Origin of the sequence: Mastigocoleus sp. MO_188.B34, from assembly GCF_030065675.1 — a bacterium.
Classification (GTDB): Bacteria; Cyanobacteriota; Cyanobacteriia; order Cyanobacteriales; family Nostocaceae; genus Mastigocoleus.
The window spans coordinates 110,271-124,933 of sequence record NZ_JASJDK010000015.1; the positions used below are offsets into that span (position 1 = coordinate 110,271).

The 14,663-nt window shown below is 37.9% G+C and carries 13 protein-coding genes; 2 read left to right on the forward strand and 11 right to left on the reverse strand.

Annotated features, from left to right (window positions below):
• Window positions 1-52: 52 nt before the first annotated feature.
• A complete protein-coding gene (ilvC, locus tag QNJ50_RS05965) occupies window positions 53-1,048 on the reverse strand; it encodes a ketol-acid reductoisomerase (protein WP_300633163.1) in 996 nt (331 codons plus the stop codon).
• Window positions 1,049-1,139: 91 nt separating this feature from the next.
• Entirely contained in the window at window positions 1,140-1,742 is a 603-nt protein-coding gene (locus QNJ50_RS05970) for a hypothetical protein (RefSeq protein ID WP_300633165.1), read from the reverse strand.
• 709 nt (window positions 1,743-2,451) lie between these two features.
• On the opposite strand from QNJ50_RS05970, the gene QNJ50_RS05975 reads away from it, so the two are divergent.
• Window positions 2,452-3,987 carry a SagB/ThcOx family dehydrogenase gene (locus tag QNJ50_RS05975; RefSeq protein WP_300633167.1) on the forward strand — a complete coding sequence of 512 codons (1,536 nt, stop codon included), beginning with the start codon at window positions 2,452-2,454 and terminating at the stop codon, window positions 3,985-3,987.
• A gap of 119 nt (window positions 3,988-4,106) precedes the next feature.
• On the opposite strand, the gene QNJ50_RS05980 is transcribed toward QNJ50_RS05975, so the two are convergent.
• From QNJ50_RS05980 to QNJ50_RS06005, 6 genes are all read right to left on the reverse strand, one after another.
• Window positions 4,107-5,600 (reverse strand): GMC family oxidoreductase, encoded by a 1,494-nt coding sequence (locus QNJ50_RS05980; protein ID WP_300633169.1) that lies wholly within the window; start codon window positions 5,598-5,600, stop codon window positions 4,107-4,109.
• A 140-nt stretch (window positions 5,601-5,740) separates the two neighbouring features.
• On the reverse strand, window positions 5,741-6,385 hold the full coding sequence (locus QNJ50_RS05985) for a heme-copper oxidase subunit III (protein ID WP_300633171.1): 645 nt from the start codon (window positions 6,383-6,385) through the stop codon (window positions 5,741-5,743).
• A 58-nt stretch (window positions 6,386-6,443) separates the two neighbouring features.
• The gene (gene ctaD / locus QNJ50_RS05990) at window positions 6,444-8,111 is read right to left on the reverse strand and encodes a cytochrome c oxidase subunit I (RefSeq protein ID WP_300633172.1); all 1,668 of its coding nucleotides are present in this window, start codon (window positions 8,109-8,111) and stop codon (window positions 6,444-6,446) included.
• 133 nt (window positions 8,112-8,244) lie between these two features.
• Window positions 8,245-9,174, reverse strand: coding sequence for a cytochrome c oxidase subunit II (locus QNJ50_RS05995; protein WP_300633173.1), 930 nt, complete (start codon window positions 9,172-9,174; stop codon window positions 8,245-8,247).
• Between the two features lie 134 nt (window positions 9,175-9,308).
• On the reverse strand, window positions 9,309-9,908 hold the full coding sequence (locus tag QNJ50_RS06000; RefSeq protein ID WP_300633175.1) for a DUF2231 domain-containing protein: 600 nt from the start codon (window positions 9,906-9,908) through the stop codon (window positions 9,309-9,311).
• A gap of 19 nt (window positions 9,909-9,927) precedes the next feature.
• Window positions 9,928-10,428, reverse strand: coding sequence for a DUF2231 domain-containing protein (locus QNJ50_RS06005; RefSeq protein WP_300633177.1), 501 nt, complete (start codon window positions 10,426-10,428; stop codon window positions 9,928-9,930).
• 995 nt (window positions 10,429-11,423) lie between these two features.
• On the opposite strand from QNJ50_RS06005, the gene QNJ50_RS06010 reads away from it, so the two are divergent.
• Complete coding sequence (locus QNJ50_RS06010) at window positions 11,424-11,684, forward strand: chlororespiratory reduction protein 7 (protein ID WP_300633179.1); 261 nt, start codon at window positions 11,424-11,426, stop codon at window positions 11,682-11,684.
• Window positions 11,685-11,836: 152 nt separating this feature from the next.
• Here QNJ50_RS06010 and QNJ50_RS06015 read toward each other — a convergent pair whose 3' ends face one another.
• From QNJ50_RS06015 to QNJ50_RS06025, 3 genes are all read right to left on the reverse strand, one after another.
• Window positions 11,837-12,949, reverse strand: coding sequence for a hypothetical protein (locus tag QNJ50_RS06015; RefSeq protein ID WP_300633181.1), 1,113 nt, complete (start codon window positions 12,947-12,949; stop codon window positions 11,837-11,839).
• A gap of 627 nt (window positions 12,950-13,576) precedes the next feature.
• A complete protein-coding gene (locus QNJ50_RS06020; RefSeq protein ID WP_300633183.1) occupies window positions 13,577-13,966 on the reverse strand; it encodes a RidA family protein in 390 nt (129 codons plus the stop codon).
• 250 nt (window positions 13,967-14,216) lie between these two features.
• Window positions 14,217-14,648 carry an NUDIX hydrolase gene (locus tag QNJ50_RS06025; protein ID WP_300633185.1) on the reverse strand — a complete coding sequence of 144 codons (432 nt, stop codon included), beginning with the start codon at window positions 14,646-14,648 and terminating at the stop codon, window positions 14,217-14,219.
• Between the last annotated feature and the right edge of the window lie 15 nt (window positions 14,649-14,663).

Sequence of the window (14,663 nt, forward strand, 5' to 3'; positions counted from 1 at the left end):
GGATAATTTAGTTCTTGATCGATATTCTCGAATTAGATGTGGAAGTAAAATTCTACACTTTTTTCAACCAGCTAAACATCGCCCGCAAATCTTTACCTACCTCTTCAACTGGGTGCTCTGCTTCCTGACGACGCATAGAGGTAAATCCAGGTTTACCAGATTGGTTTTCCAACACAAATTCCCGTGCAAATTGACCGGATTGAATTTCTGAGAGAATTTTCCGCATTTCGGCTTTGGTTTGGTCATTCACAATGCGAGGTCCGCGAGTATAATCCCCATATTCAGCCGTATTGGAGATACTATCACGCATTTGCGCCAATCCACCTTCAACGACCAAATCAACAATTAGTTTTACTTCATGCAAACATTCGAAGTAAGCTAATTCTGGCTGATAGCCTGCTTCTACTAAAGTTTCAAATCCGGCTTTAATTAAAGCACTCAAACCACCGCAAAGAACAGCCTGTTCGCCAAATAAATCTGTTTCGGTTTCTTCACGGAAACTAGTTTCTAAGATACCTGCGCGAGTACCACCAATACCCTTCGCATAAGCCATCGCGCGATCGCGTGCTTGTCCACTAGCATCCTGATACACCGCAAATAAACATGGAACTCCCTGTCCTTGCTCGTAAGTTCTGCGAACTAAGTGACCGGGACCCTTAGGTGCGACCATCACCACATCAACATTATCCGGTGGAACCACCTGACCAAAATGGATATTAAAACCGTGAGCAAAAGCGATGATATTTCCTTCTTTTAAATGGGGTGCAATTTCCTGTTGGTAAACAGTTTTTTGTACCTCATCAGGCAAAAGAATCATAATAAAATCAGCAGCAGCTGCAGCATCTGCCACATTTTTGACCGTTAAACCTGCAGATTCTGCTTTTTTCGCCGACTTACTCCCAGGATAAAGCCCCACAATGACATTCATGCCACTATCTTTGAGATTGAGAGCATGAGCGTGACCTTGAGAGCCAAAACCAATTATGGCAATAGTTTTTTCAGCTAAAAGGTCTAAATTTCCATCTTCATCGTAATACATCCGAGCCATAGAAGCTTCTCCTGTCAGCAAGCATCCTGATATCATTGCAAGGGTATGATTTTACCGCAAAATCAGGCTTTAACTGATAATTGTAAAAACTCTATAGCTTAAAATTCGCTGCAATCCAACCAAGAGATATTCCCAACCCACTACTTCCAGTAAGAGCTATCATTGCACCGAAAAAACTATCAAAAGTTTGGCGTAGCTTTCTTCCTGCTTTGTTAACAGTAATCATAAAATTGCAGTACCACACTAAGTCAAAGACCACTTCCCAACCAATTGAAATCCATAGGAATATTGCTAATGTGACTATTAGCGCAGGAACGAGGATCCCTCTCGTTCGTGCTACAAAATATGCTACAAAGGTAAAGAAAACAAGGTTTATACAAAAAAGTGCGATCGTAAAAGATGTGACTCCTGAAAATTGAACATCAGAGAACTTAACGAAAAAACAAAGAGTTACAGCCAAAAGTAGACGGGGAAGGATAAGAGAAGTTATCAGTGCCAGATTATTCTTGAAAACAAGACCAAAAGTAAAGAATAGAGGAAAGATAATAAATAAAGCTATTAAATACCACCCTGCTTCGGCTACTCTTAACAACCAACCATTGAAAACACACATTACTAAAAAAGCAAAGAACCACCCCCAATCAAGTAATAGAGGGTGATATAGAATTTGGCGGTACGATTTAATACTACGCATTCAACTCAGTATTATTATGCTATTTTGCTGAAATTAGGCTTATTTACATTTAGAGAATTGTCAACGTTAGACAATAACATTGAGAATTACGAAGAACTGCTAACACTCGATAGATTTAGATTCAATAGACTCCCGATGTATTGTTGATGCAGATACAAATGTGGTACTCAAATCAATATTGATAGGGGTGGTCACAGCTTTTTGTGGGTATTTAATTTCCATATTTGTCGCAAACCTCTAGTGCTACTAACTGTTTAACAGTTTTCAGCAAGATTCTTCCCCCACCAAAAGTTCAATAACTCACATGGGAAACATATACCATTTTCTAATAAATTATTGTCCTTAGGATATTGTTTTTAAAAGAGTTCAAATTCAGTAGTTAGATTTCAAAAGTTTAGTTATATTTCAAAAGTTTTTATAATGAGGCTCATAACCTTTGAATTATATTACTTGCGAGATTAACTCTAGATCAGACCTTGAGAAGCAAAGTATTAACAGATACAAAACACTTGTGTATTTGTAAATTCAAGCTAAAATTTTGGCAGATGACAGAAAAGCCAATCTATATTTAAAATGCTACTTTTTAGCGCTGAGTGCAAATATCATTTGAGAATCATACACTACCATTATTGGCAGTTTGTACGAATTCTAACGAAATGACAAGGCTAATGAATGCCAAGATATGTACCAGACGCGTATTTGAACTCCTATGCCAGAATTACGCCTTTCTATTGCGCAGCATTATCATGAGCGGACAAAGTACGATCCGCAAACTATAGCTGCAAAGAATCAAGGTTTGGACTGGTCAAAACAACCAGTACCATTTAAAGAATACAAAATTGGTTCGTCTTTCGACCTAAAATCTTATCTTCAAGAACAACCAGAAGCGTTGTTGGATCGACCTGATGAATTATGGTGGCGGAGGTTATCGCGGTTACTTCATTGTAGTTATGGAGTAACCGCCAGAATGCCTTCCATGGGTAGTGCTGTATACTTGCGTGCTGCCCCCAGCGCTGGGGGTTTATATCCAGCAGAAGTATATCTAGTATCCCGTGGAACGCGATTATTACCACCCGGATTGTATAACTACCAATCTCGCAATCATTCCCTGATGCATTATTGGGAAAGTGATGTTTGGCAATCTTTACAAGAAGCTTGTTTTCAGCATGAGGCTTTAGAAAAAACCGAAATAGCAATTATTTTAACTGCTGTTTTCTATCGTTCGGCGTGGCGCTATGAAGATAGGGCTTATCGGCGAATTTTTCTCGATACTGGGCATTTATTGGGTAATATCGAACTGGCAAGTGCGATGAATGATTATCGTCCACACCTAATTGCCGGATTTGCTGATGAAGCAGTAAATGAAATACTTTATCTTGACACGAGTCAAGAGGGGTCAACTGCAGTTATTCCCTTAGCAGATTTACTTGACAGTAACCAACATTTAACTCCATCCAGAACTTCTTTATCTTCAGCAACTGAAACAGACTATCCCAAAATTGCTGATGGAGAATTATTAACTTATTTTCATCAGGCTACTTACATCCCAGCAAGTAAAACAGATAAGACTGAGCCACCTTTTGTCAAGAAAGAAAATCCCTCGGAGGATAAATATAATTTTCCTTTCTGTCAAAAAATTTCTACCGCTACAACACAACCTATCAATTGGGCTACAAAACTTACAGGTTTGGAAAACACTATTCTTAAGCGCCGTTCTACCCGCGCTTACAGTGGTGATAATTTAAAACTTGACGAACTCAAAGCTCTGCTAGATTTTACTTACCAGCCACAAAACTACACGGCTCAAAATTTAGATGTTTCCCCCGATTATTGCGATCTGAATTTAATAGAAACATTTATTGCTGTTTCTGGTGTGGAAGGATTGGAGTCAGGGTGCTACTATTACGCACCAAAAGCCCAAGAATTAAGACAAATCCGTTTTAAAAACTTCCGTCGAGAATTACATTTTCTTTGTCTGGGACAAAATTTAGGGCGTGATGCTGCGGTAGTTTTGTTCCACACTGCGGATCTAAAAACTGCTGTTTCGTTGTATGGCGATCGCGTTTACCGCTACCTGCATATGGATGCAGGTCATTTGGGACAAAAACTTAATTTAGCTGCAATTCACCTGAATTTGGGTGTGAGTGGAATTGGTGGTTTCTTTGATGACCAGGTCAATGAAGTATTAGGTATTCCTGGGGATGAAGTTGTTTTGTATATTACGACATTGGGACGCCCCCGTTAATTTTGTTGGTAATGAGTAATAAGTAATGAGTAATGAGTAAAAACTAATAAGTAATAAGTAATAAAAAGAGCAATTACCAATTACCAATTACCAATTACCAATTACCATTAACCAATTAATTAACCTTTTAACCTTTCAATCAAATGTTCTCCCACTCGCAAAGCATTCGCAATAACTGTTAATGCGGGACTAGTTGCAGAACTAGAAGGGAAAAAACTACTATCTACAACATAAAGATTATCTAGATTGTGGGTTCGACAATTGAGGTCAAGGACTGAAGTTTTTGGATCTTCTCCAAATCGACAGGTACCACATTGATGAGCTAATACTTGAATGGGCGTTTCGCCACGGGGATAGATATTCTGTCGATGTTTATCTACAGCTTTGAGTACATCAATCCAGCGATAAATCAGGCGATCGTGTGCTTCAGTATTGTTGGGGGTGTAATCTATGTGAAGCTTGGAATTTTGTAAATACACCTGATTTTTGGGTCTTGGTAAATCTTCAGTTTGCAACCACCAACCAATTGAACGTTTGGCTAATTGTTTCAACCCAAATCCTGGCATTAATTTAGCAGCAATAGATAAAATCGGTGGTGACTCAGAAAAAATTACATCTTGTAAAATCCCACCTGAATTTTGAATATGACCCATTGGGTAAGAAAAATCTTTATCCCCCCAATAAAAGTCATTAATATAACGGGTTCTTTGAAACAATCCAGAATTAGATGTTGGGGTAAGTTGTACTACCACGGTCATCAATTGTTTCATTAAATTTCGTCCGACCAAATCAGAAGTATTTGCAAGCCCTTGGGGGTGTTTTTCGTTTGCCGAACGTAATAATAAAGCTGCGGAGTTAACTGCACCGCATGAAAGAACAATAATATCTCCCATAAAAAGGTAGGAGCGTCCACCAATTTCTGCTTGTACGGCTTTGACTACTTTTCCTGAAGGGTTAGTATGCAGACAAATAACCTTTGCAGAAGTTTTGAGTGTGACATTTTTATAGTTTACGATTGCTGGAGTTACCCCCGTATCTTCTGAGTCAGTTCGTCCTTGGTCTCCAATTCCGATAGGAAGGTAAGCGGGATGCAAACCTTGTTGGGAGATGCTATGACAAATTTCCTCAACTTGGGGTTGACTATCAACTACAGGAAATGGGTAATCTTCACTATGAGGAGGTTCTGTAAGGTCTTCACCTTTTTGACCGTGGGTGCGATAGAGTTTCTCAGCTTCTGTATAATAGGGTTCAAAATCTTGATATTTAAACGGCCATTGGGGAGAAATACCATCTTGATGTTGAACTTCCTGAAAATCTTTCTCTCGCATTCGTTGTAGTACGCCGCTGTAAAGCTTTGTATTTCCACCAACAGAATAACTTGCTTGGGGATGAAAAGGTTCTCCATCGCTGTCATACCATTGTTCGGGTGCATGAAAGTCTTCTTTTTTGAAAACTTCCACATCAACTAGTTCTGAGCTTTCTTTTTCTAAAAATTCTCCCTGTTCTAAAACGAGAATTTTTTTCCCGGTGGGTGCAAGTTTGCGGGTTAATGTACCTCCACCTGCACCTGTACCGATAATAATTACATCGTAGTATTGGTCATCGATAATCATGATGGGAATGGGTAATAAGTAATAAGAATGAGTAATGAGTAATGAGTAATGGGTAATTGCTATTTCATTACTTGTGAATTCTGATTCCTGACTTCTGACTTCTGATTCCTGACTTCCGATTTATGACTTCTGACTCCTAATTATTGCCAGACATAGATAAGAACAAACAAAATTATCCAAATTACGTCAACAAAGTGCCAAAAGAGTGAAGTTGCATCGACACCAAAATGACCGCCTTCGTAATTACCGGGAATAAAGGAACGAATCAACATAATTGATTGCAACAGAACTCCAGTAAATACGTGTAAGCCATGGAACCCTGTCAATAGATAAAATGTTCCGCCAAATGTACCAGAGGTGAAACCAAATTTCAGACTATTCCACTCAACAGCTTGACCGTATAAGAAGTAACTACCCATTGCCATTGTTAATAACCAAAACAGGCGAAAACCCCAAAGGTTATCTTTTTTTAACGCTCGTTCAGCAAAGTAAATTACAAAACTACTGGAAACCAAAATTACTGTATTAATAAATGGCTCTCTAACTTCTAATCCTTCAATTCCCTCTGGTAACCACTCAACCGCTTTTGTTTTGTAAACAATATATCCTGCAAAAAAACTTAGGAAAATCACACTTTCCGACAGCAGAAAGACTATAAAGCCAAACATGCTGTTACCTTCTTCATCATGTTCGTGTTCGGCTAACAGGGAAGGATCGTATTGCAATTCATTAGATGATGCAATTGCTGTTTCTCCCTGCGACATTGTGTTGTCTGTACTTGCCATGATTGCTTAATTCTTATATTTGAAGTTTTGTAGTAAGAGCAACTTAAAAAATCTAGTTTTAGTTAAGTTCTGAAGCGTTTGCTACTAGAGGTTCAGACTTTCCATAGCCATAGGGCTCTGCAATCACAATAGGAAGTTGTTCTTCAAAGTTTTCTACAGGTGGTGGTGAAGAAACTAACCATTCCAAACCGATCGCACGCCAGGGATTATTCGGTGCTTTCTTACCATCAATCCAAGAACTTATAACGTTAAGCAAAAATGGTAGGGTAGACATTCCTAACAAGAATCCGCCAATACTAGCAATGACATTCCAAAATGCAAATTCTGGATCGTAGGAAGCTACTCTACGAGGCATTCCTTGCAAGCCTAATGGGTGCATGGGGAAAAAATTGAGGTTTGTACCAATAAAAGTTAACCAGAAATGTAGTTTACCCAAACCTTCGTAATACATCTTTCCAGTCATCTTTGGAAACCAGTGGTAAATAGCAGCATAAATCCCCATCACCGTAGCGCCATATATAACGTAGTGAAAGTGACCAACTACAAAGTAAGTATTGTTGACATGAATATCAACAGGAACTGCTGCCAGCATAATACCGGTGATACCCGCAAATACAAACATTACTAAGCCACCCAAAGCAAATAGCATGGGCGTATCTAGTCGTAATTTACCTCCCCAAATTGTTCCTACCCAGGCAAAAACTTTGATACCTGTTGGTACGGAAATTAACATTGTGGAAAACATAAACAACATTCGCATCCACCCAGGAGTACCACTAGTAAACATATGGTGAACCCAGACCACAGCGCTCAAACCAGTGATAATCAAAGATGAAACTGCTACCACTTTGTAACCAAATAAAGGCTTGCGAGCATAAACTGGAAATATTTCCGAAAAAATCCCAAAAATTGGCAGTATGATTACGTAAACAGCGGGATGGGAATAAAACCAAAAAAAATGTTGATATAAAATTGGATCGCCGCCTTTGGCTGCATCAAAAAAAGTTGTTCCTACAGTCAAATCAAACAACAACATAATTGCCCCTGCAGTTAGTGCAGGTAATCCAAATAATTGAATTATCTGGGCACTTAATACCGTCCATACATAAGCAGGCATCCGAAAAAAGCCCATCCCTGGAGCCCTCATCCGGAAAATTGTTGTAACAATATTAACTGCACCTAAAATTGAAGATATCCCTGATAATGCCACCGCTAACAACCAGAGGAATTGTCCGTTAACCAGGTTACCCGTAGGATTTTGGGTGCTCACCGGTGGATAAGACCACCAACCAGCTTGGGCTGCACCACCTGGTACTAAAAAGCTGCCCATAAGTATAATTCCAAATACCGGAACCATCCAAAAAGCAACAGCATTCAGACGAGGAAACGCCATATCCCGCGCCCCAATCATCAAAGGTACGAGGTAGTTCGCTAAACCGGCTAGTATTGGAAAAGTCCACATAAACAGCATGACCGTACCATGCATAGTGAACATGGCGTTATAAATAGTACGGTCTACCAAGTCAGATTCTGGAGTAATCAGTTCGCCGCGAATAATCATGGCAAAAATTCCACCGATCAGGAAAAAGATAAAAGCAGTAACAGTATATTGAATACCAATAACTTTATGGTCGGTACTGAAGCTAAAGTAAGTTTTCCAGGTGGTTGGAGGGTGATGATGTTTTTCGCTCACAACTCCGGTATTCTTGCTTTGAGTGCTTGTCATTAACTAAAATTCCTTCTGGATAGAGGATAAAAATTAATCTTTCTAGAATGATGAGAATATAGAGGGAAAAATAAAGCTTGAAGTGAGATTAAAGCGAGATAGTTATTGGCTATATGTCCAATCCCAATCCCCATTAATGATAATTAACCACTGGAGGTTGTGCTGGTTTAACTGTCACCCAACCACTATTAATTGCTTGATTTGATTTGCGATCGTATTCAGATGCTGCTTGATTGAATGCAGGAGATGGTTCGCGTTTAGAAGCAAGTTCGAGCCATTGTTGATATTTTTCTGGAGATTCAACAACCACATCAGCCTGCATGGCTGCAAAATAAGTCCCGCTATATTGGGAATCCCTTAACCTATATTTGCCCTCAAGAATAGGGGTAAACTCAAAATTAATTATTTCGTTCGGAATCACATCTTGCTTGACCCGAAATGCGGGGATATAAAAGCCATGTATGACATCCTCTGACCTAAGGGTTAGATAAGCACGCTGGTTTACAGGTAAGTGTAATTCAGTACTACTAATATTTTGTCCTGGATAGTTAAACACCCAAGCCCATTGTTTTGCTGTAACTTGAATTCTTTCAGGGATTCTTTCAGGAGAAATTTGGGCTGTTTTTGATGTTTCTGAAGTTTCAGAAATCGGTTCAGCAATCGCTGACTTCATACCCATTGACATATGGTGATGTTCCATTGGACCAAGAATCGACATTTGGTCATAGATTTGGTAGCTATAAAGGGCTATCCACAATACCAAGACAAAAGGAATAGCAGTCCAGACAATTTCTAAGGTGATATTACCCTCTATAGAAGGACCATCACTCATATCGTATTTAGCCGCGCGATGGAAAATAATCGAATATGTTAGTGCTCCAGTCACACCGAGAAATATAAATGCACCCAAAGTCACTAAAAAGCTAAATAAGCGATCAACCAGTATGGATTCTGCTGCAGCTTCAGGAGGTAGCCAAGAATAAGCCTGCTGTCCAATCCAAAAACTAACAACAGCAAGAATAATGGCACTTGTAGCTAGTATTAAAATATTGCGAGTTTTCATAATAATAGGGATTGGGGATAGCACTGCGTGCCGCCTTGCGGCATATAGGGACTGGCGACTTGCGACTGGGAATTGAGGAATAACATTACTCCTTACTCATTACTCCTTACTCATTACTTCTTACTTCTTACTTCTTACTTCAACAAAACATTAGGGTCTTGCCCCAATCGCAGCAAGTTATCTGCTGTATTATGTACGCCAAACTCTGCTGCAAGCTGTGCTCCTAGGGTTCCATGGACATACATAATAAACATGATGAATAACCCCACAAGTAAATAACTCCATTGCACTTGTCGAGAGGTATCTTTACGCCACAAATAACGCTGAAATCCTCGCCATACTGTCATTCCAATAATCATTGCTAAGAGAACAACACCTCCTACTCCATGCCAAAGCATGGTTTCCATAGCTTCCAATCCCCAAGCACTTTTAACCTCTGTTTGGGGTTGCGCCAACATAATTTCGTAGAAGCCTGCTGCAACCGTAAAAAAAGTAATAATAGCTGCGGCTAACATGTTGTACCAACCAACATCAAATAAGCCCGAACGAGTTGCAGGAATCGCAAAAAATTTAAATACTGGTTTTTCTAAAGGGAAGAAAACACCCACGAAATCAAAAGCGATCGCAATGATAAATAGACCAAGGGTCAGGTGTACCAAATTAGGATGAATCGGAATAGTGTAGGGTAATCCGTTTGGACCTAAAGTTAACTGCTTAATTAATTCTGAGTTCATTTATTTGTAAGACCCCCTTTTATAAGACTCCCTCTTTCACCGCTTCCACTACTGGGACTGTATGTAATCCATATACCCAAACCAGTTCGTCTCCCAGATATACCTGGAAAAATACCAACATCGTTAAAAGCAATCCCACTCCCAGGTAAGACATTGGTATCTTTTTCGGATCGCGCAAGCGAATTACATAACGCCAAGCTGTAATGGCTGCAATGATTCCAGAAAGTGACCAGCCAATTAGGGTATGTAAATTCAGTACTGGTTCAACAGCATCATAAGCTTGTGCTAGACCAGCTTCAATTTGACCGAAAATAATGGCAATGAAGATAGAAACCGTAGCGAAGAACATATTCCACCAACTCACCTCCAAGAGACGAGAATTCGCACTAAAATAGCCGATTAAATCGCAGATAAAAGCAAATAGAACCATTGCAATCACAAAGTGAACAACAATGGGATGAATAGTATCCGGGTATGGTAGGTTGTGGTCATTTAAAGCTGGAAGAAGATTCTCAAACATTGTGCTCCTCTCTACATATCCGGTAACTTATGCGCGTATATTTACGATTCGATAATAGCAATATTATATTCATTAAAAACTTTATTTATTAGTGTAGTGTATTCAACTAAAACTAATATTTTCTCTATGAATTTAAGTTATATTTAAGGATTTTCCTACCATTTATGTGTTTGACTAATCGTCATAATTTAAGTTACGACAAACTGTCTTTTGAAATTAGTTAGTTATCTATATAGAATAATCTTCGAACAATAACAAGAATCCTCTATACGCCTTATAAACGTGGTGTATAGTAAAAATCATCAGTTCATGACAAAGGTATAGTGAGGCGATTGGGAAATTATTTCCAACAGATGGGGGCGTTATGTTACTTCCTGTCATCATTGCCCTGACATATCTTTGTTAACTCATAGCTCATGCTTGAAATTTATCGAATTTGAAATAACTAAATAAATCTACTAATTAGCGTTTGAATTATTGATTGGTTCAGCGATTTTTCTCTATATAAAAATAATTCAGTAGTTAAAATTTTCCATATTATTAAGTATAACTTGAAGATAAATTTTGATTTTTTTGCACTCTATAAAATTTTTATGGGCTGTAAATAGACTAAATATTTTATTGTCTAGGGTGCTGCAATACAAAAATTAAAATTACGCACTCACAACCTACAAATAAGAATTTGGGATTACTATTTTCTTGCGGAAACGCAATACCTATAGCTAGAGGTTCCGCCGTCGCCGTAGGCTCTAGCTGCGCTACCTGCGGAGCCGCTACCTACGGATCCGGTACGCTTACGCTAACCGCTAACATAGCCTTGTAATAACGTAAATTCATTATCCGTGTAAGTCCTGATTGTCTAAGAGCACAATACTTTTATTTTGAGAATTCCTGTTTTATCTCTCAAAGCAACACAACAGGATTACCAGCTTTACGTCGCAGCATAAAATAATATCATTACATCAGAACTTACAGTCACAACAAAAAGTTATTTTATGGCAGATTCATTGATGTATCAGGAGGATAATTTTATTGTCCTCGAAACTAACGAAACAGAAAAATTCCTTACAGCCCCAGAGTTACTAGAAAAGCTTGAGGGAATTTTGCAGCAAATAAAATCCGAAGATTTACCTGCTGAACTAAAAAAATTTGATTCTATTCAAGCTCAAGCAAAACATTTACTCGATACTAGTTGCGAGTTAGATCTTGGTCCAGACCAATATTTACAGTGGTATGCAGTTCGTCTAGAAAAATAAATTCACATTTCCTACCTGTGGGGACGCACTGATGTGCGTCCTAAATAGCGAATGATATATTTTTCAGCTTTAATAACAATTATGGTTAATAAACCCACGCAAAATTGAAATTTATAACGCTCAAATTTATGTGGGAGTTATGGCGATCGCATTTAGGGAGTAAAAGATAAATTAAAGCTTACGGGAGCACTTTTACTTTCTCCTCTAAAACCAAGGCTATATCGTTTTCTCAAAAATAATGCTTTCATTCCTTGTGTATAGGGTTCCAACAAAACTTTCTCTTCAGGAGTGACGTAGTTTTCTAACTCTGAGGCTAAAACATCACACCATTTTTCAGTTAATTTCCAATCTATACCCACAGCTTCAACCACCGCGATACACAAAGGAAGTAGTTCTCTTTCTATGGATTTGAGACTTGATTCTAAACAGCAAAGTAGTATGTAAGCTTGAAACATATTTAGATCTCTCAAGCTAGAGTGGATCACACCAACTTCAGTTAAAGTTCCTCTACGACTACGAATGTCTGGTAGTAATTCTATTAATTTACGATAAACAGACTTGGCAATTTGTGGCGCAGCAGGTAGGATTTTTTCTAAAAGATTTAGCTGCGGGGTATTTATTTCATGTTTAGCAGCAGCAACACAAACCCGATGCCAAGGCATAACAACGTGTTCTTCCAAAAATTTTAAATAGGGACTTATTAGTAATTTTTCTGACGCTTCCAATTCCTTCAAAATTAACTGGTTAGTAAAATTCAAATGGGTAGTCATAAAACCCAGGCATCGCCAATCTCCAGATGCAATGTGCTGTTCTTGATATATCAATAGTATTGGCTCTAAAGAATATGCCAAACTATCAATTTCTGGAATACCAACACATGTCAATCTTTTTTCTGGAGGTGGTTCTAAACCTGATGAATAATTCACTAGAGATTGCTTCTCGTAAATTCCCAATAACTTACGATAAATCCGAAAAGAAAATTCAGTAATTCGACTTGCTTCATTGATATCTAAGACATTCGGGATATAGTCATAAAGTTTTTCTGTGTACATCCACCCGGTTTGACAGTTTGCATTCAAAATTTTGTCTTGTAATTTTTTTACTGTTAGGTTTCGACCCTCTGGTGAATCTGCATCAATTAATGAATTGTAGTCTAAAATATTTCTCTGTAATAAAGGTGATAGGTCGTGGGTATAGCGCTGTTGCCAAAGTTTAAGTAAGCGTTCAACTGATGGAGTTCTGAAATCGCGAACAGCTTTTAGCATCGATTTTTCCTTGATTGAAAAGACTAACTTAGTAAGTTGCTTTTAGCACAATGTTTACAATGAATTAGCAAAAACAGCATAAGTATGCTATTGAGCAACAGAATTACAAAGACGGTTTACCTAGAAGCAATTCTGAAATATACAAAAATTCTGAAATATACAAATGCCAACATATATCTTTGGATACACTACGAACTTAGATATTTTATGTATGAAATACATAACCACAACAAAGCAAACCCATCTATATAAATTTTATAATTTATCGGTATAAAAATAACTTTATTATTTAGTATAAAAATTTTTGCATTTCAAATCCGTTATCTTAAAGTTCTCCAGATATACGATTTTTCATCAATGATGTTCCGACAAAAATAGCAGCAACCATAGAGATATTTTTTTAACAGTAAACACAAAGAAAAGTAAATACAAAAATCCTTCTTCGCTTATGAGTTCAAAGTGATACATCAGACTTTGAATTTAGCTTAGAAGGTTTTAAATAAAAATCTATAATTTAGTTTATATCAGTTTATGTCTACAAATTTGCTGCCAAAATGGCAACTATTTGGTTTTTCACATTTTCTTTGATAGCATTTTGGCTGTCATTGAAGTGGTGTAGTCAATTCCTCAAATGACTGCAATACATTCGATTTCGACTAAAACATCTTTTGGTAAACGCGAAACTTCAACGCAAGCACGAGCAGGTGCAGTTTCTTCGTCAAAATATTTCGCATAAACAGTATTTACAGCAGCAAAATCATTCATATTTGCCAAAAATACACCAGTTTTGACAACATTATGAAAATTAGCTCCGGAAGCTTCTAAAATTGCTTTAAGATTTTCCATTACCTGCTGCGTCTGAGTTGATACATCATCCAGACCGACTATTTCTCCTGTAGCAGGATTGAGGGGGATTTGTCCAGCAACAAATAGCATTTTCCCCGCGACAGCGATCGCTTGATTATAGGGTCCAACAGGTGCTGGTGCGTTGGGCGTGCGAATAATTTCTTTATCCATTTTTTTCCTTTGTATTAGTATACTTTACCTAATATTTGTTCACATTCCTACCCAATATTTATTAATATTTTTTCTTGCGATTACCAATACTCTATATAGTTGATTGTGATGTATCCTATAGAAGTTGTAGTACTAATTTTATAGAAAGGTATCGAGTTCATATAATCGCATTCATTGAGGCAAAAAGTTAGAGAAGACCCAAAAAATCAAAATCAATCAATCAAAGAAATCAATAAAAGCAAAAAATTAATTATCCTAACCTTGGTCTTATCCTATTATTTCGGTAAAGCAAATAATCATGCAAAATTCGGTCGTGATCGAAACACAAGTTTGTTGGTACTTGCCAAGGTTCAAAAATACCTAAGTTTTTTGCATCATCACCAGCTTTTGCTTCACCTTTTGCAGTGGCGATAAAAACTATACTTATGGTATGTTTGCGACGATCGCGTTCTGGATTGGAATACACCAGAAATTGTTCGATTAGCTCCACTTCTAGACTAGTTTCTTCTAAAGCTTCTCGACGTGCAGCGACTTCTACTTGCTCGCCATAATCTACAAAACCACCCGGTATTGCCCAACCAAATGGTGAATTTTGTCTTTCAATTAAAATTATTGGTCGATGTGGTCGATCGGTGAGTTCAATAATAATATCGACAGTGGGAATTGGGTTGCGATAATTCATAACTTATGTTTTCTG